The organism is Bacteroidales bacterium (assembly GCA_023229505.1).
GTDB lineage: Bacteria > Bacteroidota > Bacteroidia > Bacteroidales > JAGOPY01 > JAGOPY01.
Map to the genome: position 1 here is coordinate 38,900 of JALNZD010000003.1, position 24,204 is coordinate 63,103.

23 protein-coding genes and 1 pseudogene are annotated in these 24,204 nt (G+C 45.0%); 17 read left to right on the top strand and 7 right to left on the bottom strand.

Translation table 11 applies throughout. From position 1 onward, the window contains the following. The first annotated feature begins 39 nt into the window (after window positions 1-39). The 16 genes from M0Q51_01655 (at window position 40) to tnpA (ending at window position 15,854) form a co-directional block, all read left to right on the top strand. Window positions 40-1,470 carry a hypothetical protein gene (locus M0Q51_01655; GenBank protein MCK9398685.1) on the top strand — a complete coding sequence of 477 codons (1,431 nt, stop codon included), beginning with the start codon at window positions 40-42 and terminating at the stop codon, window positions 1,468-1,470. Window positions 1,471-1,551: 81 nt separating this feature from the next. Then, on the top strand, window positions 1,552-2,817 hold the full coding sequence (locus tag M0Q51_01660; GenBank protein MCK9398686.1) for a replication-associated recombination protein A: 1,266 nt from the start codon (window positions 1,552-1,554) through the stop codon (window positions 2,815-2,817). Window positions 2,818-2,888: 71 nt separating this feature from the next. Beyond that, window positions 2,889-3,707, top strand: coding sequence for a 3-deoxy-8-phosphooctulonate synthase (gene kdsA, locus M0Q51_01665; protein MCK9398687.1), 819 nt, complete (start codon window positions 2,889-2,891; stop codon window positions 3,705-3,707). Between the two features lie 190 nt (window positions 3,708-3,897). Continuing rightward, window positions 3,898-4,248, top strand: a complete 351-nt coding sequence (locus tag M0Q51_01670) for an NADH-quinone oxidoreductase subunit A (GenBank protein ID MCK9398688.1) — start codon at window positions 3,898-3,900, stop codon at window positions 4,246-4,248. A 5-nt stretch (window positions 4,249-4,253) separates the two neighbouring features. Beyond that, on the top strand, window positions 4,254-4,811 hold the full coding sequence (nuoB, locus tag M0Q51_01675) for an NADH-quinone oxidoreductase subunit NuoB (protein MCK9398689.1): 558 nt from the start codon (window positions 4,254-4,256) through the stop codon (window positions 4,809-4,811). A gap of 25 nt (window positions 4,812-4,836) precedes the next feature. Continuing rightward, window positions 4,837-5,298 carry an NADH-quinone oxidoreductase subunit C gene (locus tag M0Q51_01680; protein MCK9398690.1) on the top strand — a complete coding sequence of 154 codons (462 nt, stop codon included), beginning with the start codon at window positions 4,837-4,839 and terminating at the stop codon, window positions 5,296-5,298. 10 nt (window positions 5,299-5,308) lie between these two features. Then, window positions 5,309-6,436, top strand: coding sequence for an NADH-quinone oxidoreductase subunit C (locus M0Q51_01685; protein ID MCK9398691.1), 1,128 nt, complete (start codon window positions 5,309-5,311; stop codon window positions 6,434-6,436). 17 nt (window positions 6,437-6,453) lie between these two features. Further along, window positions 6,454-7,545: an NADH-quinone oxidoreductase subunit NuoH gene (nuoH, locus tag M0Q51_01690; protein MCK9398692.1), complete on the top strand. Its 1,092-nt coding sequence runs from the start codon at window positions 6,454-6,456 to the stop codon at window positions 7,543-7,545. Between the two features lie 35 nt (window positions 7,546-7,580). Next, window positions 7,581-8,063, top strand: coding sequence for a 4Fe-4S binding protein (locus tag M0Q51_01695; protein ID MCK9398693.1), 483 nt, complete (start codon window positions 7,581-7,583; stop codon window positions 8,061-8,063). A gap of 1 nt (window position 8,064) precedes the next feature. After that, window positions 8,065-8,571, top strand: coding sequence for an NADH-quinone oxidoreductase subunit J (locus M0Q51_01700; GenBank protein ID MCK9398694.1), 507 nt, complete (start codon window positions 8,065-8,067; stop codon window positions 8,569-8,571). 19 nt (window positions 8,572-8,590) lie between these two features. Further along, window positions 8,591-8,908, top strand: a complete 318-nt coding sequence (gene nuoK / locus M0Q51_01705; GenBank protein MCK9398695.1) for an NADH-quinone oxidoreductase subunit NuoK — start codon at window positions 8,591-8,593, stop codon at window positions 8,906-8,908. A 37-nt stretch (window positions 8,909-8,945) separates the two neighbouring features. Beyond that, window positions 8,946-10,877, top strand: a complete 1,932-nt coding sequence (gene nuoL, locus M0Q51_01710; GenBank protein MCK9398696.1) for an NADH-quinone oxidoreductase subunit L — start codon at window positions 8,946-8,948, stop codon at window positions 10,875-10,877. A gap of 30 nt (window positions 10,878-10,907) precedes the next feature. Continuing rightward, entirely contained in the window at window positions 10,908-12,416 is a 1,509-nt protein-coding gene (locus M0Q51_01715) for an NADH-quinone oxidoreductase subunit M (protein ID MCK9398697.1), read from the top strand. An 84-nt stretch (window positions 12,417-12,500) separates the two neighbouring features. Then, window positions 12,501-13,922: an NADH-quinone oxidoreductase subunit N gene (locus M0Q51_01720; GenBank protein ID MCK9398698.1), complete on the top strand. Its 1,422-nt coding sequence runs from the start codon at window positions 12,501-12,503 to the stop codon at window positions 13,920-13,922. 12 nt (window positions 13,923-13,934) lie between these two features. Beyond that, window positions 13,935-14,267, top strand: coding sequence for a hypothetical protein (locus tag M0Q51_01725; protein ID MCK9398699.1), 333 nt, complete (start codon window positions 13,935-13,937; stop codon window positions 14,265-14,267). 1,134 nt (window positions 14,268-15,401) lie between these two features. Next, window positions 15,402-15,854 carry an IS200/IS605 family transposase gene (gene tnpA / locus M0Q51_01730; protein ID MCK9398700.1) on the top strand — a complete coding sequence of 151 codons (453 nt, stop codon included), beginning with the start codon at window positions 15,402-15,404 and terminating at the stop codon, window positions 15,852-15,854. A gap of 216 nt (window positions 15,855-16,070) precedes the next feature. On the opposite strand, the pseudogene M0Q51_01735 reads toward tnpA, so the two are convergent. From M0Q51_01735 to M0Q51_01765, 7 genes and pseudogenes are all read right to left on the bottom strand, one after another. Next, window positions 16,071-16,986: pseudogene (locus tag M0Q51_01735) on the bottom strand (aminoacetone oxidase family FAD-binding enzyme). A 124-nt stretch (window positions 16,987-17,110) separates the two neighbouring features. Next, window positions 17,111-17,827 carry a hypothetical protein gene (locus tag M0Q51_01740; GenBank protein MCK9398701.1) on the bottom strand — a complete coding sequence of 239 codons (717 nt, stop codon included), beginning with the start codon at window positions 17,825-17,827 and terminating at the stop codon, window positions 17,111-17,113. Between the two features lie 130 nt (window positions 17,828-17,957). Next, window positions 17,958-18,863 (bottom strand): hypothetical protein, encoded by a 906-nt coding sequence (locus tag M0Q51_01745; GenBank protein MCK9398702.1) that lies wholly within the window; start codon window positions 18,861-18,863, stop codon window positions 17,958-17,960. 36 nt (window positions 18,864-18,899) lie between these two features. Continuing rightward, window positions 18,900-19,673, bottom strand: a complete 774-nt coding sequence (locus tag M0Q51_01750; GenBank protein MCK9398703.1) for a T9SS type A sorting domain-containing protein — start codon at window positions 19,671-19,673, stop codon at window positions 18,900-18,902. 93 nt (window positions 19,674-19,766) lie between these two features. Then, a complete protein-coding gene (locus M0Q51_01755; GenBank protein ID MCK9398704.1) occupies window positions 19,767-20,717 on the bottom strand; it encodes a TonB-dependent receptor in 951 nt (316 codons plus the stop codon). Further along, window positions 20,606-21,760: a TonB-dependent receptor gene (locus M0Q51_01760; GenBank protein MCK9398705.1), complete on the bottom strand. Its 1,155-nt coding sequence runs from the start codon at window positions 21,758-21,760 to the stop codon at window positions 20,606-20,608. Before M0Q51_01760 ends, M0Q51_01755 begins: the two co-directional genes overlap by 112 nt. A gap of 30 nt (window positions 21,761-21,790) precedes the next feature. Then, complete coding sequence (locus tag M0Q51_01765; protein MCK9398706.1) at window positions 21,791-23,284, bottom strand: NAD(P)/FAD-dependent oxidoreductase; 1,494 nt, start codon at window positions 23,282-23,284, stop codon at window positions 21,791-21,793. Between the two features lie 189 nt (window positions 23,285-23,473). On the opposite strand from M0Q51_01765, the gene M0Q51_01770 reads away from it, so the two are divergent. Further along, a complete protein-coding gene (locus M0Q51_01770; GenBank protein MCK9398707.1) occupies window positions 23,474-24,097 on the top strand; it encodes a hypothetical protein in 624 nt (207 codons plus the stop codon). Window positions 24,098-24,204 lie beyond the last annotated feature (107 nt).

Here is a 24,204-nt window from a genome sequence, read left to right on the forward strand (position 1 = left end):
TAATAAATTCATTACTTTAGCAAAAGATTTTTTCAGATAATGGAACGCGAAATCCTTAGCCCTAACCGCAAAGCCCTTAAAATAAACCTGAATCCCAGTATCTATGGTTGCTTTGCTGAAATTGGCGGAGGGCAGGAAGTCGCGCGTCATTTTTTTCAGGCAGGCGGGGCATCCGGAACGGTCGCAAAAACCATTTCTGCCTACGATAAAGCATTCAGCGATGCCTTGTACGAATCGGTTAAAACCGGAAGATATGTTTCCGAATACAGATTGGCAGAAATGCTACAGGCGGAGTACACGGAACTTACACGTATCCTGGGGGGAAAAAGAGGCATCAGTACCCAGTTCTTCTCTTTCGCCAATACCATAGAAACCCTGAATTTCCAGAAAAATAACCGCGGACAGGGCTGGATTGGTTTGAGATTCCAATTGAAACCCGAAACAGATCCCAACCAGGTCATCCTCCATGTCAACCTGCTGGAAAATGACGGCCTCATGCAACAATCCACGCTCGGAATCCTTGGTGTCAACCTGATGTATGCCTGCTTTTTTCTTCACCAATACCCAAGCCAGTTCCTCCGCTCGCTCCTGGATAACCTTTCCACCGACAGGCTGGAAATTACCATGATCCGTATGTCGGGCCCCGACCTGGATTATGTGGATAACAGGCTGCTGAGCGTCCAGTTGGTGAAAAATGGCATGGCCAAAGCCATCATGTTCGATCGTCAGGGTGATGTACAGCAACCCTATGATATGCTTTACAAAAAGAATGTACTTGCTTTCAGGGGCAGTTTCAGGCCAGTCACTTATGTTATGTCCGATATGTTGCGGACCAGCTATCGCATCTTTAAGCGTGATGAAGACTATGATAAAGAAAATACTATCTCACTTTGCGAAATGACCCTCAGTAATCTTATGCAGGAAGGCGAACTGGATGAACAGGATTTCCTCGACCGGGTTGATATCCTTAACGGGATGGGACAAAACGTGATGGTATCTAATTTCAAAGAATATTATAAACTGGTTCAATATTTCTCCCAGTTTAAAATAATAAAACTAAGGATTATAATCGGGATACCTACCCTGATGAATTTCTTCGAAAAGAAATATTATACCCATCTTCGTGGGGGAGTGCTAGAAGCCATGGGGAAATTCTTTATCGAAAATATGAAACTTTATGTTTATCCGACTATTTCTTCTGTTACTATTGATGATCCTACTAAAGGTGAAGATTTGATCACTTCAAAAAATCTCCTGCTTGCCGACGATATACATGATTTATACCAGTTTCTTGTTAAGAACAGGATGATCATCGATATAACCAACGCAAAAAAAGAATGGCTTTGGATAAATTCCCAGATCGTTATAAAGATGATCAAAGATAAAATCCCCGGCTGGGAAGAAATGGTGCCGAAATATATTGAGAAAGCGATCAAGAAGAAGAAACTTTTTGGATATGAGGAACAGTGAAACAGTGAAACAGTGAAACGGTGGAACAGTGGAATGGTGAATTCATAACAAATAACTCAAAACTCAGAACTCAGAACTATTATGTCCGTTCCTTTAGCAGAACAACTCAGACCGAAGACACTGGATGATTTCCTGGGCCAGGATCATCTGGTGGGTCAACATGCCATACTGCGAAAAGTCATTGAATCCGGCAACCTGCCGTCGATGATCTTCTGGGGTCCGCCGGGAGTTGGCAAAACCACGCTGGCTTTTATCATTGCCAACCAGTTGAAAAAGCCGTTCTATATCCTGAGTGCCATCAGTTCCGGGGTGAAGGATATCCGGAACATCATTGACGAGTCGACCCAATCCGGAGGGGGCTCCATTCTTTTCATCGACGAAATTCATCGCTTCAGTAAATCACAGCAGGATTCCCTGCTTGGTGCAGTCGAAAAAGGCATCATCACCCTGATCGGCGCGACAACCGAAAATCCTTCCTTTGAAGTTATCTCTCCCCTGCTTTCACGCTGCCAGGTTTATATATTGAAGTCTCTTGGGAAAGCAGAACTTATGACACTGTTAAACTCTGCCGTAAGTTTCCTTGAGAAAAGTCTTGGGAAAAAGATCATAATCGAAGAAGAAGAGGCCCTGCTGAGGATTTCGGGCGGAGACGCCCGCAAACTGTTAAATGCCATCGAATTAATTATTAATACCGAAAGCCACCTGGAAACGATAACGGTCAATAATGCCAAATCTATCGAAATTATCCAGGAAAATATTGCCATATATGATAAATCCGGAGAAATGCACTATGATGTTATTTCCGGATTTATCAAATCCTTGCGCGGCAGCGACCCTAATGCCGCAGTTTACTGGCTGGCCCGGATGATCGAAGGAGGCGAGGATCCGCTGTTTATTGCCCGCCGGATGGTCATCCTCTCATCGGAAGATATCGGCATTGCCAATCCAAACGCACTGTTACTTGCCAATGCCTGCTTCGATGCGGTGCATAAGATCGGCATGCCGGAAAGCAGGATCATCCTGTCTCAAACGGCGGTATATTTAGCTTCCTCTCCAAAGAGCAATGCATCCTACATGGCCATTGAAGAGGCCCTGGAAGAAGTCCGCCGTACAGGCGACCTTCCGGTACCATTGCATATCCGGAACGCCCCTACCCGCCTTATGAAAGAAATTGGCTATGGAAAGGATTATAAATACGCCCATTCCTACGAAGGAAATTTTATTGAAATGGAGTTCCTGCCGGATAAGATAAAAGGTAAGAAATACTACAATCCCGGGAAAAATAAACGGGAAGAAGAGATCAGGGAATGGCTGAAAGCAAGGTGGAAAGCGAAATACAATTATTAGTTACAGCCCCCACCCCGTCCCTCCCCCAATTGGGGGAGGGAGTCAGGGAGGGGGCATAATTTCCAATTTCAATGATAGAATCAATTAACAGGATAAAGCACACCGATTCGGGAAATTTCTTCCTCATCGCAGGGCCATGTGTGGTGGAAGATGAAAAGATGCCTTTTGTGATTGCAGAAAAGGTTAAGGAAATATGCGACAGGCTCCGGATACCTTATATTTTCAAGGCATCCTTCCGCAAAGCCAACCGGTCAAAACTTGATTCCTTCCAGGGAATCGGCGATATAAAAGCCCTGAATATCATCAGGCAGATAGGTGAAAAATTTGACATCCCTACCCTCACCGACATCCACTCGGAGGCTGATGCAGCCAGGGCCGCCGGTTATGCTGACGTATTACAAATTCCGGCCTTCCTTTGCCGGCAGACAGATTTACTGGTCGCAGCCGCTCATACCGGGAAACATGTGAATATTAAAAAAGGCCAGTTCGTATCCGCGGAGTCGATGATATTTGCCGTGGAAAAAGTCCGTCAATCAGGAAACAACAATATCATCCTTACCGAAAGGGGCACTACTTTCGGCTACAACGACCTGGTTGTTGATTTTCGGGGGATCCCCGTCATGAAGGCCATGGGAGTCCCTGTTGTGCTTGATGTCACTCATTCACTTCAAATCCCAAACAGGGCCGCAGGTACAGCAGGCGGTCAGCCCGGGTTTATCGAAACGCTTGCTAAAGCAGGCATTGCTGCCGGAATAGATGGCATCTTCCTTGAAACCCATCCCGATCCATTATCGGCAAAATCCGATGGGGAGAATATGCTGAAACTGGACCTGCTGGAAGATCTTCTGATAAAACTTGTGAAAATCAGAAAAGTCTCCCTCCCTGAATGAAGTTATTAACATCCTTTAATTTAGAATTGATTTATATTATCATAAAATTCTGATTTTAAATTTTTTAACTATGACTTTCTCCGGATCAACAATAATATCTATCATAGATATCTTATTAGTTTGATATTTACTTATAAAAGATTTTAGCTTTGCGTCAAATTTTCAGACATGTTTACATAAACATCACAATATGAGTGCTGAATCTTTAATCTTGTTTTTTATTGTAGGTGCGGCCATGGTTGGACTTGCTATTCTGTTTTCATCCTTCGTACCCGCGAGTTCAATAAATCCGCAGAAAGCAGAACCTTACGAATGCGGAATCCCGACAACGGGACTTTCATGGCTTCAGTTTAATATAGGTTACTACCTGTTTGCCATCCTCTTCCTTATTTTTGAAGTGGAAACAGTCTTTCTGTTTCCATGGGCAGTGGTCATGAAAGAACTGGGCATGGTTGCGTTTGTAGAAATACTGATCTTCCTGGTCATCCTTGGAATGGGACTTCTTTATGCATGGAATAAAAAAGCATTGGTATGGGAATAAAAGCTATGAAAGAATCGGACTTTCACGTATCTCCTGACTCCGATCGTCAAAAAACGAATATACTTCTGACAACGATTGAAGACCTTGTAAACTGGGGCAGATCAAATTCCGTTTGGCCGCTGACATTTGCTACAAGCTGTTGCGGAATTGAAATGATGGCCACAGGGGCCTCGCGCCATGACTTTGCAAGGTTCGGGGTCGAGGTTTACCGGGCCACACCCCGGCAGGCGGATGTCATCGTAATCGCAGGCACCATCGTGCATAAAATGGCACCGGTACTGAAACGGCTTTACGACCAGATGGCCGAGCCAAAATATGTCATTGCGATGGGCGCCTGTGCAATCTCAGGAGGCCCATTTTTTTACAATACCTATTCTGTAATCAGGGGCGCCGACCAGGTCATCCCGGTAGATGTTTACATTCCCGGATGCCCGCCCAGACCTGAAGCGCTGCTATACGGCATTATGCAACTCCAGCGGAAAATCAAGCAGGAATCGATTAAGACCGGTCTGATTCCTGTTGATGACCCCGAAGAGTATCCTGAATCCCCAAAAGTTTACTGATCATCCATCTTAATATACGACTGAAATGGATAACGCCCAACTGAAAGAACTCGTTTCCGGAATTATTCCTGATGCCACCTTTGAAGAAAGCAAACAATTCCTGACGGTTATCGTTCCTTCCGACTGCCTCCATCATCTTCTAAGAACCCTGAAAGAGGGATCAGACACAAGTTTTGATTACATGTTCTGTATCTCCGGTGTCGATTTTCAAAATAAGCTAATGGTAGTGTATCACCTGGAATCGACCGCTTACAGGCACCAGATCGTGTTGAAAACGGTGGCTGAAAACCGCGAAAAGCCTGAGCTGGACAGCATCTGTGATCTCTATACAGGAGCTGAACTGCATGAGAATGAGATTTTTGACCTGTTCGGAATTGTTTTTAAGGGGCATCCCAACCTGCGCCGCATGTTCATGCCGGATGACTGGGATGGCTACCCCCTCAGAAAAGATTACGTTGATGAAATAAATATTATTGACCTTTCTTAAAAGCAGGCTTATGGAAGACATCACAAAACTGAAAACGGGTTTGGAGAAGGAAGAGGAGTATTTCATCAATATGGGCCCGCAGCACCCGTCGACGCATGGGGTGCTCCGCCTCGTGGTTTCATTGCAGGGGGAAATCGTGCAGCGGCTGGAACCTCACCTGGGGTATATCCATCGTGGCATTGAAAAGATGTGCGAAAAGGATACCTACACCCAGATTATCCACCTCACGGACCGGCTGGATTATCTTTCAGCACATATGAATAATGAGGCGGTTTGCCTGGCTGTTGAGAATGCAATGGAAGTGGAAATACCCGAAAGGGTGAAATATATCCGGACGATCATGGCCGAGCTTCAGCGTATCAACTCTCACCAGCTCTGGTGGGCATGTATGGGCATGGACCTGGGGGCGCTTACTACCTTCTTTTATGGCTTGCGTGACAGGGAGCATATTCTTGACATCTTTGAAGAGACCTGCGGAGGCCGCTTGCTGCTGAGTTATAACTGTCCTGGCGGAGTGATGTACGATATCCACCCTAATTTCCAAAAACGGGTCAAGGATTTCATTAAATACTTCCGCAAACGCCTTCCGGAATATGACCGGCTGCTCACAGGAAATGTCATATTTCAGGCGCGCACTAAGGGTGTCGGGAAGCTTACCCGTGAAGAAGCAATCAACTTTGGCGTCACAGGGCCATCCGGAAGGGGTTCCGGGTTTTCCTGCGATATCCGGAAGAAATTCCCATACAGTGCATATCCTTACGTTAATTTCAAGGAAATCCTGCTGGAAGAGGGCGACGCGCTGAGCCGTTACCTTGTCCGCATGGCCGAGATGTGGGAGTCGATGCTCATTATCGAGCAATTGATCGATAATATCCCCGAAGGGCCTTACTCGGCTAAAATGAAAGCCGTGATCAAACTGCCTCCCGGCGAGTATTATCAACGCGTTGAAACTTCCCGGGGAGAGCTGGGGCTGTACATCATCAGTAATGGCAACAAGACACCATACCGTATGAAATTCCGCTCCCCGAACATGTGCAACCTGGCCGTACTCGACCATATTTCCCGGGGCGCTAAAATTGCCGACCTGGTTGCCATTGGGGCATCCTTAGACTTTGTCATTCCAGATATTGACCGATAATAACTTTCACAACCACTATGAAAGAAAACTGGTTATATGATTTTTCATCGCTGACAGCCAATATAGCAAGCTGGCTGGGCAACACATTTACCCCGTTCTGGGCGTTGGTATGGGAAATGGCCATCATCGGGCTGGTCTTCCTGATTTTTTATGCCCTGACCGGGCTGATCCTGGTGTATGCTGAACGCCGTATCTGCGCCTTCATGCAGAACAGGCTCGGCCCAAACCGGGTAGGCCCCTGGGGTATATTTCAGACAATTGCCGACTTCATCAAACTGTTGATGAAGGAGCTTGTAAAAATTAAGGAAGCAGACAAGTTCCTCTTCAACCTGGCTCCGTTCATCGTCATAATTTCGTCATTCATGGCTATTGCCGCCATACCTTTTGCAAAGGGGCTTCAAGCCATTGATTTCAACATTGGTATTTTTTACGTTATGGCTGTTTCAGCTATGGGAGTCGTAGGTATTCTGCTGGCAGGCTGGTCGAGTAACAACAAGTACTCGCTTATCGGTGCGATCCGCAGTGGCGCTCAGATTGTCAGCTACGAACTTTCAGTCGGATTGGCGCTGCTTTCCGTGGTGATTTTCTCCGGCACGCTTCAGCTCTCTGAAATCGTGAACAGCCAGGCCGATGCATGGTGGATCTTTAAAGGACATATCCCGGCAGTTATTGCCTTCGTGATCTTTCTGATCGCCTCAACAGCTGAAACTAACCGCGGGCCTTTTGACCTGGCAGAAGCTGAATCTGAGCTCACCGCCGGCTACCATACTGAGTACTCCGGGATCAAGTTCGCCTTTTTCTTCCTGGCAGAATACATGAACATGTTCATCGTAGCTTCGATAGCCGTTACTGTATTTTTAGGCGGATGGATGCCGCTTCATTTCTGGGGCTTTGATGCTTTCAACCATGTGATGGACTTCATCCCTCCTGTAATCTGGTACCTTGGCAAAACAGCATTTGTCATCTTTATCATGATGTGGTTCAAATGGACCTTCCCACGATTGAGAATAGACCAGTTGCTGACCCTCGAATGGAAATACCTGCTGCCTATCAACCTGGTCAATACGGTCGTGATTGCCTTCCTCACCATGATGAACTGGCACTTTTAACAGGCAGGCAAGCCTAACATTGCAAAAATTAGTCTATGAAAGGTATTATAAAATATATATCAGAAATCTACCATGGGGTGATCACCCTGATCAAGGGGATGAGTGTCACGGGCAAGTATTTTGTGACGAGCTACAAGACCATTGTGACCCAGAAATACCCGGAAAACCGCAAAGAGCTTCAGATGTTCGACCGGTTCAAGGGTGAGGTCATTATGGTCCACAATGAAAAAAATGAACACCGCTGCACCGGTTGTGGCATTTGCGAGATGAACTGCCCGAACGGCTCGATTGAGATCATTACACGCACGGAAGAGGCAGATGGAAAAAAGAAAAAAGTGATTGACAAGCACATTTACCATCTTTCCATGTGCACTTTCTGTGCTTTATGCGTCAAAACCTGCCCTTCCAATGCCCTGGCTTTCGGGCAGAATTTCGAGCATGCCGTGTTCGACCGCAAGCAACTGACAAAAGTGTTGAATAAGCCTGGTTCAGTCCTCACCAAAGAAATCAATGAATAGTATGAATATATTGATGTTCTATCTCTTCGCAAGCATCATTGTCGTTTTTTCGATCCTGACCGTCACCAGCCGGAGGATCCTCAGATCAGCAGTATTTCTTCTTTTCGTGCTGATTGCGACATCGGCGTTTTACTTCATGCTCCGCTATACTTTTCTTGCGGCAGCTCAGCTGGCATTGTACGCAGGTGGTATCGTCGTGCTGATCATTTTCTCCATACTCCTTACCAGCCATATCAGTGAGCGTTTCAAACAGATTGAATTCAAGAAGGCCCTTTTTTCAGCACTTATAGCTGGTTCCGGGGCTGCACTGAGCATTGTGACCCTGCTTCAGTTTGATTTTCATCAGAAAACCACAAACACTATGGAAGAAGTGCCCATGAGGGATATTGGCTTAAGCCTTATGAATTATGGCAAGGGAGGATTTGTGCTTCCTTTCGAGGTCATTTCCATCCTGCTTTTAGCAGCTATGTTTGGAGCCATTGTCATTGCAAAAAAGAAAAAAGATTAACCGGATAATATAAATCATCATGATACAAGGCATTCCAATCGTTCATTTCCTGATTGTCTCGACGATCATGTTTTTCATCGGGGTTTATGGGTTCCTGGTGAGGCGGAACCTGATCACCATCCTGATGTCTATCGAGCTGATGCTGAATTCGGTAAACATCAATTTCGTGGTGTTCAACAGGTACCTGTTCCCGGAGCAGTTGCAGGGGCATTTCTTCACCCTTTTTATTATTGCCGTGGCAGCAGCGGAAGCAGCCGTCGCCATCGCAATCATTATCAATGTATACAGAAGGTTCGCCAACATCAACGTTGAAGATGTCAGCGATATGAAATATTAGTCAGACAGGAATAATCAACTGAAATTACAAGAACAGTATGAATTTAAGCATAAGCATCTGGATCCCGCTGATTCCCTTCTTCGTCTTTCTCGTGAACGGACTGGCAGGTCATAAGTATAAACCTGTCTACGCAGGCATATTGGGCACGACAGGCCTTTTCATCTCCTTCATCCTTTCTCTCGTAGTCGGTTACCAGTATTTCTTTGTAGAAGGAATGAAAGACGGGGCATACCAGCAGATCATCGCTTTCAGCAGCACGTGGCTGCACCTGACCGATAAACTCGTGGTCAGCATGGGTTCGCTGATTGACCCGATTTCCGTGATGATGCTCATCGTGGTGACAACGGTCTCCCTGATGGTGCACCTCTACAGCATGGGATATATGAAAGGGGATAAGGGATTCACGAGGTTCTATGCCTTTCTGTCCCTGTTCACTTTTTCTATGCTGGGACTGGTCCTGGCCACCAATATTTTCCAGATGTACATTTTCTGGGAACTCGTGGGGGTATCTTCCTACCTGCTGATCGGATTCTATTATGAACGGCCATCTGCAGTAGCTGCTTCCAAAAAAGCTTTCATAGTCACCCGCTTTGCCGACCTGGGATTCCTGGTCGGCATCCTGATGATCTCCTATATCACCGGCTCTTTCGACTTCAACCAGATCATTCCGCAGCTCACTGATCCGACCAGTGCGGCATTTCACTCCGGAAGCAAGGAACTTTTCTTTGGTTTATCGACACTGACCTGGTCGGTGATCTTTGTGTTCATGGGCGGAGCAGGCAAATCAGCCATGTTTCCGCTGCATATCTGGCTGCCTGATGCCATGGAGGGCCCGACCCCGGTTTCCGCGCTTATCCATGCCGCAACGATGGTAGTGGCCGGAGTGTACCTGGTTGCCAGGTTGTTCCCGATTTATGCCTTATCGGCCCCGACAGGGCTGGAAGTCGTTGCCTTCTTAGGAGGTTTTACTTCCCTGTTTGCAGCAGTGATTGCCTGTACACAATTTGACATCAAACGCATCCTGGCATTTTCTACCCTGTCACAGATCGGCTATATGATGCTGGCCCTGGGCGTGTCAGGTTATGGCGGTGAAGAGGGACTAGGCTTTACAGCTTCCATGTTCCACCTGTTTACCCACGCCATGTTCAAGGCTTTGCTCTTCCTTGGCGCCGGAGCGATCATCCATGCCGTTCACAGCAATTACATGAACGATATGGGCAACCTGCGCAAGTTCCTGCCGATCACCCATATTACCTTTGCCATCGCAGTGCTGACCATATCCGGGATCCCTCCTTTCGCCGGCTTCTTCAGCAAGGATGAGATACTGGTTGCCGCATACCAGCATAATAAGGTCCTATTCTTTGTCGAGTACCTTGTTGCAGGCATCACTGCTTTCTATATGTCACGCCTTTATTTTTCCGTCTTCTGGGGGAAAAATCAGCAATATCACCACAAACCACACGAAGCGCCATTTACAATGACCATTCCGCTGATGTTTCTCGCACTTGCATCCGTCACCGTAGGGTTCATCCACTTCAGCAAATTCATTTCGACAGACTTGGTTCCTTATGAATCGGGATTCCACTGGAATATAGCCATTCCATCCATTCTGATCGCCCTGGCCGGCATTAGCCTTGCTGCAGTAATGTATATGAAAGAAACCACCATCCCCGACCGTGTGGCTAAGTCCCTGAAAGGCTTTTATACGGCGACCTACAATAAGTTTTATATCGATGAGGTATACCTTTTTGTGACTAAAAAGATCATTTTCAATCTCATATCCCGTCCCGTGGCCTGGTTCGACCGGCACATCGTGGACGGAACGGTGAACCTGGTAGGGAATACTACCACCCATGCAGCAGAAATGATCAAAGGATTTCAGTCAGGCCAGATTCAGAAATACGGGTTCGTCTTTGTTTCAGGAGTCTTACTGCTGGCATTCATTTTCATTTACTGGTGGTCGAAATAACTGATTATAAACGAATAAATTAAGATAAACATGAATTTCCTTAATCTGTTTGTTATCATTCCGGTCCTGACGGTAATCGCCATACTGCTTACCAAAAATTACCGTCAGGCTAAGATGGCAGCAGCCATTGGAATGGGTATCCAATTGGTCCTTGCAGCCGTGCTGATCCTCTGGTATCTGGCATTGCGCAGGTCAGGAATCACGGATGAGTTCCTTTTCCGCACGTCTGCTGTCTGGTTCGAGAGCCTGAATATCACCTATGCTCTGGGAGTGGATGGCATTTCAGTTTCCCTGATAGGACTCACCGCTATCGTCGTTTTCGCAGGGATTTTTGCCTCGTGGGACAGTGTAGGTGAATTACCAAGAGAGTTTTTTATTTTTCTGATACTTCTTTCTACGGGTGTTTTCGGCTTCTTTATCAGCACCGATCTGTTCACGATGTTTTTATTTTATGAAGTCGCGGTGATCCCGATGTACCTTCTAATTGGCATCTGGGGGACAGGGCCGAGACATTATTCAGCGATGAAGCTTACGCTGATGCTGATGGGCGGTTCTGCATTACTTGTGCTGGCTATTTTTGGCTTATACAACAACGCGATACTGCCGGACGGAAGGCACACATTTGACTTTGTCGAGATTTCAAAGCTTTCAATACCTATAGGGGTCCAACGCTTTTTCTTCCCGTTTGCCTTTATCGGGTTCGGGGTGCTGGGAGCTCTTTTTCCTTTCCATACCTGGTCTCCGGATGGTCACGCCTCTGCTCCTACAGCCGTTTCTATGCTCCACGCCGGCGTGTTGATGAAACTGGGAGGTTACGGATGTTTCCGCGTGGCCATGTTTCTCATGCCCCAGGCAGCGCAGGAGTTGGGATGGATTTTCATCATTTTAACTTCAATCAGCATAGTATATGGTGCATTCGGCGCCATCTGGCAGAAAGATCTCAAGTATATCAACGCGTATTCATCTGTCAGCCATTGCGGCCTGGTACTCTTTGCCCTGCTGATGATGAACAAGACCGCCATGAACGGTGCCATTATCCAGATGATCTCACACGGCATCATGACAGCCCTCTTCTTTGCCCTTATCGGTATGATTTACGGCAGGACACATACCCGCATGATCAATGAGATGGGCGGGCTGATGAAGGTGATGCCGTTTCTTGGCGTCGCTTACATGATCGGTGGCCTTGCTTCCCTTGGATTGCCGGGTTTCAGCGGTTTCGTTGCCGAAATGACGGTCTTCTTCGGGGCTTTCCAGCATGCAGATATCTTTCACCGGGTAGCTACAATACTCGCGGCCTCTTCCATAGTGATCACTGCCGTATATATATTACGGGTGATCGCCATCCTGCTGCTTGGTCCGATAAAAGACAAACACTTCCTGGAAATTGGGGATGCCAAATGGTATGAAAAGTTTTCCACCGGACTACTGATTGTAGCTATCACCGGCATCGGCATGGCCCCGCTGTGGCTGTCGGATATGATCATGTCAAGCCTGGGGCCGATAGTTGACAAACTCGCAGTTTTGGTAGTTCCTTAAAAGAGGTGGAACAGTGGAACAGTGAAACGGTGGAATTTGAAATTTGAAATTTGAAATTTGGAACAATAGAATAATGAACCGGATATGACATTTGAAAACCTTTTATTGATGCGGCACGAAATCGTGCTGACAATCATTGCGATCATCATCCTGATTGCCGAAATCGCGATGGATGATAAAAAAAAGCTGAGGGTGGTACCTTTGGCAATAGGGCTTTTCCTTGTCCATACGATCATTGGCTTCCTGCCCCTCCGTGATGGAGTATTATTTGGCGGGATGTTCAATACCAATGGAACCATTACCCTGATGAAAAACATTCTAAATGTCGGCGTCCTGATTGTCTTTATACAATCATGGACCTGGATCAGGCAGGAGAATAACCGCCCGAAAGTGAGCGAATATTTTCTCCTGTTGATCTCGACGCTGATCGGGATGGATTTCATGATCTCCTCCGGTGATTTCCTGATGTTTTATATCGGGCTGGAGCTGGCCACCATTCCCCTGGCGGCATTGGCAGCATATGAGCGGCACAAGAACCGGTCGGCCGAAGCAGGTGTGAAACTGATCCTGTCTTCCGCGCTCTCTTCAGCCATCCTTCTTTATGGAATCTCCATGATTTACGGTACCACCGGTTCGATATATTTCACGAATATTGCATCTGCTTTCTCTGCGAATCCACTGCAAATCCTTGCCTTTATCTTTTTTTTCAGCGGAATGGCCTTCAAAATATCCATTGTACCGTTCCACCTCTGGGCTGCCGATGTTTATGAAGGTGCCCCGGTAAGCATCACTTCCTATCTCTCTGTCATCTCCAAAGGAGCTGCAGTATTTATCCTGATGATGGTGCTTTATAAAGTATTTCCGGCCATCACCGGTATGTGGCAGGATGTCCTCTGGGTTACCTCGGTGCTCACCATGACTATCGGAAACCTCTTCGCGTTGAGACAAAAGAACCTGAAGCGCTTCCTGGCCTTTTCATCGATCTCACAGGCAGGGTTTATTTTCCTTGGGATCATCGGGAGCAGTCCGATGGGAATGAGCTCAGTGATCTATTTCTCGCTGGTTTACATCTTCTCCAATTTGGGCGCATTCGGGGTCATTTCGGCCATTGGTAACGCGACCGGAAAAGAGAATATGGAAGACTATAACGGACTGTACCGCACCAACCCAAAGCTGAGCCTGGTGATGATGCTGGCGTTGTTTTCACTGGCAGGGATTCCACCGGTTGCCGGGTTCTTCGGAAAGTTTTTCCTCTTTGCGGCAGCCGCCCAGCAAGGATTCTATTACCTGGTGCTGATCGCTTTACTGAACACGGTCGTCTCACTCTATTATTATCTGTTGATCATTAAGGCCATGTTCCTGACAAAGAGTGATGAAGCAATAGCATATTTTAAAAGCGACTGGCCGACCAGGATCGGTTTGATCGCTTGCGTGGCCGGTATTATTATTGTTGGATTGTACAGCCCGATTTTTGAAATGATCAGGAGCCTCAGTTTTGGTATTTAAATTTTTCAGATTATGCCATTGAATAAAGGAAAACATAATGTCGGAGAGGTGGACGGGGTCCGCTGCACGATCGTTGAAACCGGGATAAGCCATAAACGGGCGGCATTTCTGAAGGATCTGCTGGAATTCAACGGCTTAGAGGTGAAAATCCAGGAAGAGATATCAGATCCCCAGGCAGCCCAAAAAACTTTCACGCTTGGTGTCACCGATATTGTTTTCAATCCGGTCATTGCCGTTTACGAGAAAAGCCTAATAACCAAAGAAAACAGAAAAGTGACCCCTGCATACTGGAACCAGTGGGATGAACCGGCAAATATTCCATACTGGCTGGTGGGAAGAACCTAGCGTTAGTTCAAAGTTCAAAGGGCAAAGTTCAAAGTTGTTTTAAGCTCTGATTTTAATAATTCTGCTTATGTTCTATGCATTGGAAGCTTCCGACACGCTTTACCTTCTTAAATTGGGTCTCTGACAATAGAATATATTAGCATCAGACCTCTTAGTTCTTTGCTTGAAAAAACGCCAGAGCAGATAGAATTAAGGAAACTTAAATATATATTTAATTGGCTTTGGAAAATCCCTAATAAAGTTAGAATTTAAACTACTTTATGGATAAATGTAACCAAATTCAAAATCAATCAATATGTTATTTTCAAAAGTGAATTTACTCCTGTACAATGTCAGATGAATGTTACGATTTTCTAAATAAGTCTTGCAACTACTTTCAATTTGCTTTGAACCATCATACATTAAAATAGTAAAATTTTCATTTTGTTCGATAGTAAATATTTCATTAATAAACAATGATTCTACCTTGTTAAGTGAATCTAAGAGTTTGATCCCGGAGCCCGAAATAAAGTGATCATCAGTTAATTGTTCATAGTTCGAAGGTAACTGAGAGGAAGCCATGGCTACCCTAAAATATGAACAATGATTTATTATCCTGCCTGGATAAAAAAATAATTCGAGAATTTCAGTTTTGTCAACAATGAAACTCCCCGCCGCAAGCAGCGGGGTATCTGTTTAACTGACGGGTTAACCCGTCAGTTAGAATACTTTCGCCCCAAGGGGCGGGGAATTAACCTAACAAGATTAAATTATAAAAAATTTTACAAATCCCAGGACGCCAGTCCAGGGAAATAGAGACAGCCATTCCATATGAGTCCCGTCAGGGACGCCCGAAAGTAGCCCCGGACGCCAGTCCGGGGAAATAGAGACAGCCATTCCATATGAGTCCCGTCAGGGACGCCCGAAAGTAGCCCCGGACGCCAGTCCGGGGAAATAGAGACAGCCATTCCATATGAGTCCCGTCAGGGACGCCCGAAAGTAGCCCCGGACGCCAGTCCAGGGGAAAAAGGGACAGCAATTCCATTAGAGTCCCGTAGGGACGACAGAAAAAATATTTCCAAACGACCGGGTATAATATAATATTTTCCGGATAAACATATAAACGGGGTTTATCAATAAATTAAAACTATAGTTATGGCAAATTCATTCACTTCTATCAACATTCATTTTGTGTTCAGCACAAAAAACAGGAAAAATCTCATCGACGACAAAATGCAATCACGTTTATGGGAATACATAGGCGGAATAGCAAAGCAGCATAATATGGTGGCCCTTGCTATAGGCGGGACAAATAACCACGTCCATATGTTGGTCTCTATGCCGGCTGCATTGAGTCCTGCAAAAAGCATTCAGCTGATCAAATCCAATTCCTCTAAATGGGTTAATGAAGAATTTCCCAACAAAAACGGATTTTCCTGGCAGGTAGGTTATTCAGGATTCAGTGTAAGCCCAAGACAAATACAAAATGTAATAAATTATATTACGGGGCAGGAAGAACATCATAGGATCAGGTCGTTCGAGGAGGAATATATTAGCTTTTTGAAAGACAGCGTCATTGAATATGATGAGCGATATGTTTGGGGTTGATTTATTGTGATGTTTTCTGTCGACCCTACGGGACTTAATCGGAATTGAATCTTTTCGTCCCCGGACTGGCGTCCGGGGCTATTTTCAAGCGTCCCTACAGGACTTAATAGGAATTGAATCTTTTCGTCCCCGGACTGGCGTCCGGGGCTATTTTCAAGCGTCCCTACAGGACTTAATCGGAATTGAATCTTTTCGTCCCCGGACTGGCGTCCGGGGCTACTGTCGGCCATCCCTACGGGACTCAATGGTTTGATCGCTTAATCTCCCTGCTATGAACCCAGTCGTCCATGCAGCCTGAAAATTATACCCACCGGTGATGGCGTCAATGTCTAATATTTCTCCGGCAAAATAGAGGTTCTTGCACGCTTTGCTCTGCATGGTATGAAGGTCGATGCTTTCCAGGCTGACACCTCCGCATGTTACAAACTCTTCTTTAAACGTTGTTCTTCCTTTTACCGCATATTCATCATTGGTCATCACATTCATCAATTTATTCAACCCTTTCTTCCCGAGTTCCCCCCAATTTTTATCTGGTGGTAATTCAATTTTCTCTAAAAGGTACAGCCATAATCTTGCAGGTAAAGAATAAGGCCGGTAGTTGGATATTATTTTATTGGAATGTTCTTTAATAATGCTTCTCAACTCATCTGTAACCAAATCGTTATTCGATTCATTAACCCAATTTACCTGAATCTTAAAATTATAACCCGATTCACTCAATATCCTGGCGCCAAAAGCCGATAACTTTAAGATGGCCGGCCCGCTCATGCCCCAATGCGTGATCAGTAAGGGTCCTGCAGATTTAAGCTTTGTTCCCTGGATACTCACTATTGTATTTTCCACTGCAATTCCCATCAGCCCGGTAATTGATTCACCGGGCATATTGAACGAGAATAAAGATGTAAAAGGCTTTTTTCAAACTTCTTCCGCCCCTGGGATAGGCTTTACAAAGTTCATCTATGGAGTCGCACGCGTTCGTAACATTGCATCGACCTCCTCCCGACATTTTAACCTTGGATAAGAGTTTTTGTGATTTTTCGAGAATGACAACGCTGGCATCCGGATAGTTTTCCTTAGCAGCAATGGCTGAAAAGAAACCTGCAGCACCTCCGCCAATGATTGCTATTTTCATTTTAATTCCGAGCTGGAATGTAAATATAAGGTTTTATATAACCCTCTATAAATACCACGTAGCGGTTTAAGTATTGTAGCACAAAGCATAGCACCAATTCGAATTCCCCGGAGGGGATTAACATCTATAGTTTCAGCCCAACCCCAACCCGTACGCTGAATATTTTAGGGAATGCATCAAAGCTGAAGGTGTTAGTCGTCCTTTCTTTCAACGATAATTCGGGATCCTCGTCTTTGTAAGATTGGAAGTAAGTGTCAAAAAAGCACAATGGAATATTAAGGTCAAAAAAAACTTTTGAAGAAAGGTAATAGGTTATCCGGGGAGTCACAAAGACTTTGGCTCCGAAATATTTTTCGGATGTATGAAATTCGGTTTGAATGCCCGGCAAATAACTGAACTGCCCGTAATACGGGTTAATTCCAAACCCCAACGACGGAACAAGTTTTGTGTTTTTTAATTTACTGAAATTCAGGATAAATTCATATCGTACTGAAATTGATGTAGTAATCAGTTCATTTCCGTTAATGCTTTGTCCGCTGCTCGTTGTGTCATTTTCTGAATCTTTCCCGGTTATGCCTAACATAAAACTGGTTAATTCAACTTCGTGAAAATTATTCTTATTTGTTTTCCATTGAAAAGCAAATGTCGGTTGCAGTATCCGGAGTCTTGTACTTGTATACCGGAAAGGATACGGATTTGTGTCGCTTCCGGATTTGCCGTAATCTTCATATGTTGCAAGGTTGTAGAATTTAATAGCATATTTATAGTCAAGGTTAGTGTTCTGCGTCCAGCCGCTTTTAATAAAAAGCAATAAAACGATTACTGAAATGTACTTTTTCATTTTAATAAGGTTTGGTTAATGTTGTAACGGAACAGTCGCGAAGTTATTGTATGAAGTCGTTGGTAACACCTGCTTTCTAAAATCAACAGGAATCAGAACAAAACATTCTTTATTGGCTTGTCAGCAGGTCTTAAAGGCAGAAATCTTTGACAAGGCTGATTCCAAATGCATATTTCGGTCCGAGTTGTATTCCGTTATAATGACGGAAAACCGGGATATCAGCCGTTACGGACAAGGTTAGCCGTGGCCTGAAGGTATAGCTTAACTGGGGTGAGACATACATGATATCACCGCCGGTCACGAGGTAACGCGTTTCGCTCTGCCAGTCTTCCCAACGGTATTCATTTCTAAGCTGCAATGTAGCCGCCCAGTTCTTCGCGAAACTTTTTCCTATAAAAACAGAACTGAACAAGGCATCGCCAAACCGGTAATCTTCAGAATTATACCCATTCAACTCATACCTGTTCAGTACCACTACCCTCCATTTCTTTTCCATGAAGCTCTTGTAAAAAAACAACTGGGCCACAAATCCGAATGCACCTGTCGAAGGCTGGATCTCCGGTGGATAAGGCCCTAATTTATTACTGAATATTTTCCGGGAAACGGGCACTTTTGCCCCGGCTCCCAGGGTAAGTTCCATATCTTTCCTGGTCTTAAGAACCGCATATTTCAGTGATACAGTGGCATTGCTAAAACCGTATGTCCTGAATTTACCCAGCACATCGCTATCCTGGTATTTGTAAATATAATAGCCCAGTTCTGCCTCAACGGTCAGCTTTTTAATAATGCCATATGAAAGCACTTCACCGATAAAATCATACCCTGACTGGGTTCCATGGTCATCCGACTTCTCAGAACCTTCAAAATAAGTATCGGAAAAACTGTGCCGGTAATAGGTGATAGTACGAAGGGTTTTCCTGGGAAGTATACCAACATACTCACTGCCTGAAACAGGATTTCCCGGCGAGCAGCATTGAGCTATGCCAGTCTGCTCTATTACAGTAAGACTGATAATGATCAGAAAAAACTTTTTCAATGAAATACTGGCTTTTAAATTTATGAAGGATTTCATTTACTGCCGGACCAGCCTGATACCACCAGAGATTCCTGTGCTGCTTTTCAGGCGGGCGATATAAAGGCCTTTGGAAAGCCCGGTCGCCGGGATGCTTGCCCTTCCGCTTTCAGGGACATGGGAAATCAAAACCTGTCTGCCAAAGGCATCGTAAATGATGATTTCAGCGCCGGTATATTCTTTAGCAGTTTCGATATAAAGCTGGTCAGAAAATAAGGTTGGATAAACCCTGAATTTACTGGAAAGTATCTTTTCATCTACCCCTGTTGGATTATATAATAAGCCGCTGTCGATTGCTTCCCGGATAAGATCATCAATGGCAGGAGTATAACCGATGCTTTTATAAAAAACATTATGTTCATTGGTCCCCACAACCACGATGGTAGGCATCCCCATGCCGCCGTAATAGCTCACCTGCTCTTCCCCTTCGCTTAATGCCGGGTGGTTGAAATTAAAATCTCTTTTCCACTGAATGATCTGTTCACAGGTATAGGAATTCAGGAATGCGACGGAATAAATATGAACCCTTCCAGGGTGAGTGAGTTCGTAGGGGCCTGTGAGGGTTTCCAGGGCTTTGGTCGCCGTGACACATGGGGCACAGTTTAACATCACATATTCAAGGATGATCACATTACCCGCATCAAGTTCCGAAAAAAGGTGATGATCAGCTCCGTCGCAATCGGCCTGGGTGAAGTCCATAGCGGTACTCTGGCCTTTAGTTCCTGAAACCAGAAATAAGAAAATGACAGTAGTAGTAAATAGTATCTTTTTCATCCGGAGAAGTGTTTGGGTAAAGGTATTATGATTAAAGAAATGCAGATATGAACATGTGAAATTTAACAAATATTTAACAATTCTTCAGCAAAATCAAAACTGCACCCTGATCAGCGGAACGGGAATGAAAGGTAACTGGTATACTGTTTTAATTTCACCGGTGGAAGGATCATAGAATTCAAAATAGATATTCTTGCGGTTTGTAAGGTTGAGCATATCGACGGCAATTTCAAAGGTCGCTTTGCGGAAATTCACCTTATAACCGATCCGGAGGTTCAGGCGGAAATAATCCGGGCGCCGCTCCTGGTAAGCTTTATCCCATTCATCGACCCTCATATAATAGTGCTCATCCACTTCGACCGTATGAAAAGGTACATAACGCATACCACCAGCCCAGGTGGCCTTCAGATCTATGTTCAGGAAGTTTTTGTCCTTTATCCTGAATTCCTTCCCGGCCAGCAGGTTAAGCACGAAATTATTGCTGAATGCCGTATTCCTTGTTATCTCATCAAATCCTTTGTAAGTGGATTTAAAAATTGACGAAGTGAAGAGAAAATAATAACCTCTGTTCAGGAAGCGCTCCAGGGTGAGTTCGATTCCCAGGTTATTGCCTGTTCCGCCACTGATGAGACTGTCAATTATGGGCAGGGAGGAAAAAGAATCCTCACCGAAATTCAGCATGGAATAGGCCGGCAGGTTTTCTTTCACAGGGATATTAAACAGGTGCTGATAATATGCCTCCGCTTTTAAACGGAGGTTACTAAAAATCAGAAAATCATAGCCCGCGACAAGATGAAAGCTCTTCATGTACCCAAGGTTTTTATTAGTCAGTTGGGTAGTCCCATCCGGCAGATCTGTTTCAATAAAATAAAACATTTCCTCGGGAAGCTGGCTGTATATCCCGGTTCCCAGGCTTATGGAATGCCTCGTATTTATCTGCCATTTGAAAGACAGGCGGGGCTCAGCAGAAAGGTGTGTGAAGCGATCAGGGTTCCCATTCGCGAGCCGAACATGTAATCCGATCCCTGGTAAGAACTGCTCCACTCCGAAGTGTCTTTGCCGGACTCATTTTCGTTTATGCCGCTTATTCCGCCGATGCCGGTGATGGAGAATTTACCGTACTTTTTATCGGGAAAATTTAACTTAAAGGAAAGATCATGGTAATATGGAACTGCCGAGACCGATAACGCTTCCGTGCCAATGATCTGGTCAACCAGAACCAGCATGGAGTAGCGGTAATTGAGCAGGAAAGAAGAGCCCTTTTTCCTGGAGATAGGTCCTTCAGCGCCGGCTTCCAGTCCGTTGAATCCAACCTGCGCCGTATATTCATAATTCTGGTTATTGCCGCTGCGCATCTTCAGGTCGAAGACTCCGCTCAGCGCATCACCGTATTCAGCAGGAAAAGCGCCGGTGAAGAAGTCGGAATTGGACAGGGTATTGTTGTTGATCATGCTGATGCCGCCGCCGGTAGTTCCGATGGATGCGAAGTGATTAGGGTTGGGGATATCTATGCCATCCATCCGCCATAGCAATCCCATCGGCGAGTTGCCGCGTATGACGATCTCGTTCTGCTGGTCACTGAGGGTTGAGACTCCCGCGAAACTGGAAGCCATGCGGGAAGGATCGCCCACGCTGCCGGCATAGCGTTCGGTCTCCTCGATTGTGAAGGACCTGGCACTGATAACAGCCATCTCATTGACCGGAAGGTCTTTCCGGCTATCCGAACGGATTTCCACCTCCCCTACCTGCATTACGATTTCCTCCATCTCTATTGTAAGCAGGGGCTCTTTACCGGTAGTGACAATCAGGTTGCTCAGGACCTGCTCCTTGTAACCCATGAAGCTGACGCGGATGTTTTGCCGTCCGACCGGAACCTTTTCCAGCCGGAATGCCCCTTTTTCATCCGTTGTAGTCCCACGGAGCGGCTCGGAACTGAGTAAGACAATATTTGCGCCCGGCAAAGGCAGCGAGGTGCTTTTATCCAGCACAACGCCGCGGATGATCTGGGTATATTTATCCTGGCCAAAAGTCATCATGCTGATAAAGGACAGGATAACAAGAATTTGGAAGCCTATTTTGGTTTGCAAGAAATTCATTAATTTAATCATGGCAAACAGCTATGCGCTTCTATATTTCCTGCTTATCACCTGTACGAGGTTTCGTCCGGAAAAGAACGCGGCAGGGACTCCGCCTCCCGGTTCCACCCATTGTCCGGCCATATAAAAATCTTTCAGGCCCGGCAGAACCTTTGGCAGGCTGTTGAATCCTGTCTCTTTCGTAACCATCCATCCTTCTACGCTGCCTTTCCAGTTGTGCGTATATCTGATCAGGGTAGCCGGGGTCGAAACATCCACCATTTCCAGGTTTTCTCTGATACCTCCAAGTTCTTTATCAAGCTCGTCAATGTAAAAGTCTGAGATCCTTTTTTTCTCCGCTTTATACTTTTCCCGGTCATTAGTGCGCAGATCCAGCCAATATTTATAATTATACGTTTTAACCATGCACATGATCAATGTTTTACCTTCAGGTGCTAAGGTCGGATCATAATTTACTACCCGGTAATAAAGGTTTTCGATGGTTTTTTCAGGATCAATTACAAATGGTTGTTCCAAAGGAGTAACCACCGTTGAAGGTATATCCTTAAAGCTTTTTGCTACCCCGAGTGAAATCTGGAGAAAGGACGGAAAGACGGAAAAGTCTGAATAATAATGGTTAATGCGTTTGTCGGCAAACCTGCCCTGCAACATTTCAAAGATCGTGGAATAGCCATCAGCAGCAGAGATGGTGATACCGGAAGAAAATTGTTGCCTGTTATCCAATTCGATTCCTGAAGCACGTTGTTGCTTACCGGAGGCTTCTGTAAGGATTCTTTTCACTTTGCTGTTGTAATGGATCTTACCGCCCAGCTCAAGGTATTTCTTTTCAAACAGCCTGGAAAACTGCAGGGATCCTCCAACCGGATATCCGGCCGTTTTCCGGTTCAGCCATGAAAATGTAATCATGATAAACAGCATCGGCATTTCAGATGTAAAAGAGTACTCAAAAAACCTGGCCAACAAGGGATTTTTGCAGAGCCCTGCAAAATCATTGATAGTCATCCGGCTGTAACGCATCAGGGTTTTCAGGTAGGGTAAATAATGTAGATTTTCATTTATCTTTTCGAAAAGCGTATATAATTCAGGATCTTTATCCATACGCATCTTCATCCTGGACATTTCCCTCACAGCACTGGCAAATTCATCAATAAGGATCTTATCCTCAGGTGCTTTAGACAATAATTCCCGGTGCAGCCGTTCCAAATCGGTATAGCCGATAATTTCTTTTCCCTGCTTGTCACGAACCCGGAAGAATTCCCCGTAGTCATGAAACCTGATGGATTTCATATCAATCAGCTCATTCCACAGATCATAGATCGGGTCATCAGGATTGGATCCGACCAGCCAATGCAAGCATCCATCAACAGTATAATCGCCTATTTTCCAAGATGTACACAAACCTCCGGGCTGGGAATGGGACTCAAATATTTCAGAATCAAATCCGTTCATTTGCAGATGGCACCCGGTGGTAAGACCGGCTATACCTCCTCCGATGATATTAACCTTTGTTGCCATTTCAATATCAAATTTTCATGTAAATATACCAGATGTGACGGATATTTCTGAAAATAGAGGATGATAATTTTGTTAAAGGAATTCTATATTAAAAGAAAACCTTTTATTTTTTAACTTTGATTAATGAATGAATGATGCATCACCCAGAAAGAACCAGTAAATAAATCTTTAAACTTAAATCTGTCAGCCATGAATGCAAAATCAAAGAAAAAGGCAAAAAAACCTGAAAAGGGATTGTTTAACAAAGCCAAGACCCTGCTCAACAAAGCGGATGATTACGTGGAAGATAAAGTAAAACAAGTCAGAAAAAGTAAAGCTTTTGGAGCTGCAAAGGGCACCTTGAAGAATGTTGAAAGTTATGTAGAGGGCGCTATGGATGATTATGAAAAAAGCGGCACCAGGAAAAAAATCGACAAAGCCCTGGTAAAGGCTGAGAAAAAAGCTGTAAGAGCTTTTAAAAAAGTAGAAAAGCTTAGAAAAAAAATAGCAAGCAAAGCCGAAGACCGGCTGGATAAAATTACGGGTAAAACGAAAAGCAAACCAAAGGCGGCAAAGAGCAAACCTAAAGCTGCTGTAAGCAAAGCTAAGGCAGTGAAAGTGGCACCCAAGCCAACAAAGGCACCGGTCATAACGGTCAAAGCTGCAGTCAAAACAGTCTCAAAACCCAAGGCTGTTAAACCTCCGGCTAAAGCGACCAAAGCAGAACCTGTAGCTGACAAAGCAAAACCCAAGACTGTTAAAAGCAAACCCAAGGCAACACCAAAACCTGCACCAGTACCAATACCAGCGAAACCTGCTGAAGATATTAGCTAGTCTGATTATTGCCTGAGCAGAAACCTCAAGCATCATGTACGGTGGACGATTTTACATGGATAGAATAATTTGTATTGACAATACAAATTAATTTGTATTTGTAATAC

Coding starts and splice junctions, on each gene's coding strand:
- kdsA (MCK9398687.1), top strand. CDS start 2,889: ATGATAGAATCAATTAACAGGATAAAGCACACCGATTCGGGAAATTTC.
- M0Q51_01740 (MCK9398701.1), bottom strand. CDS start 17,827: ATGAAAAAGTACATTTCAGTAATCGTTTTATTGCTTTTTATTAAAAGC.
- M0Q51_01670 (MCK9398688.1), top strand. CDS start 3,898: ATGAGTGCTGAATCTTTAATCTTGTTTTTTATTGTAGGTGCGGCCATG.
- M0Q51_01725 (MCK9398699.1), top strand. CDS start 13,935: ATGCCATTGAATAAAGGAAAACATAATGTCGGAGAGGTGGACGGGGTC.
- M0Q51_01660 (MCK9398686.1), top strand. CDS start 1,552: ATGTCCGTTCCTTTAGCAGAACAACTCAGACCGAAGACACTGGATGAT.
- M0Q51_01750 (MCK9398703.1), bottom strand. CDS start 19,673: ATGAAAAAGATACTATTTACTACTACTGTCATTTTCTTATTTCTGGTT.
- M0Q51_01715 (MCK9398697.1), top strand. CDS start 10,908: ATGAATTTCCTTAATCTGTTTGTTATCATTCCGGTCCTGACGGTAATC.
- M0Q51_01720 (MCK9398698.1), top strand. CDS start 12,501: ATGACATTTGAAAACCTTTTATTGATGCGGCACGAAATCGTGCTGACA.
- M0Q51_01700 (MCK9398694.1), top strand. CDS start 8,065: ATGAATATATTGATGTTCTATCTCTTCGCAAGCATCATTGTCGTTTTT.
- nuoK (MCK9398695.1), top strand. CDS start 8,591: ATGATACAAGGCATTCCAATCGTTCATTTCCTGATTGTCTCGACGATC.
- nuoL (MCK9398696.1), top strand. CDS start 8,946: ATGAATTTAAGCATAAGCATCTGGATCCCGCTGATTCCCTTCTTCGTC.
- M0Q51_01685 (MCK9398691.1), top strand. CDS start 5,309: ATGGAAGACATCACAAAACTGAAAACGGGTTTGGAGAAGGAAGAGGAG.
- M0Q51_01680 (MCK9398690.1), top strand. CDS start 4,837: ATGGATAACGCCCAACTGAAAGAACTCGTTTCCGGAATTATTCCTGAT.
- tnpA (MCK9398700.1), top strand. CDS start 15,402: ATGGCAAATTCATTCACTTCTATCAACATTCATTTTGTGTTCAGCACA.
- M0Q51_01655 (MCK9398685.1), top strand. CDS start 40: ATGGAACGCGAAATCCTTAGCCCTAACCGCAAAGCCCTTAAAATAAAC.
- M0Q51_01695 (MCK9398693.1), top strand. CDS start 7,581: ATGAAAGGTATTATAAAATATATATCAGAAATCTACCATGGGGTGATC.
- M0Q51_01770 (MCK9398707.1), top strand. CDS start 23,474: ATGAATGCAAAATCAAAGAAAAAGGCAAAAAAACCTGAAAAGGGATTG.
- M0Q51_01765 (MCK9398706.1), bottom strand. CDS start 23,284: ATGGCAACAAAGGTTAATATCATCGGAGGAGGTATAGCCGGTCTTACC.
- nuoB (MCK9398689.1), top strand. CDS start 4,254: ATGAAAGAATCGGACTTTCACGTATCTCCTGACTCCGATCGTCAAAAA.
- nuoH (MCK9398692.1), top strand. CDS start 6,454: ATGAAAGAAAACTGGTTATATGATTTTTCATCGCTGACAGCCAATATA.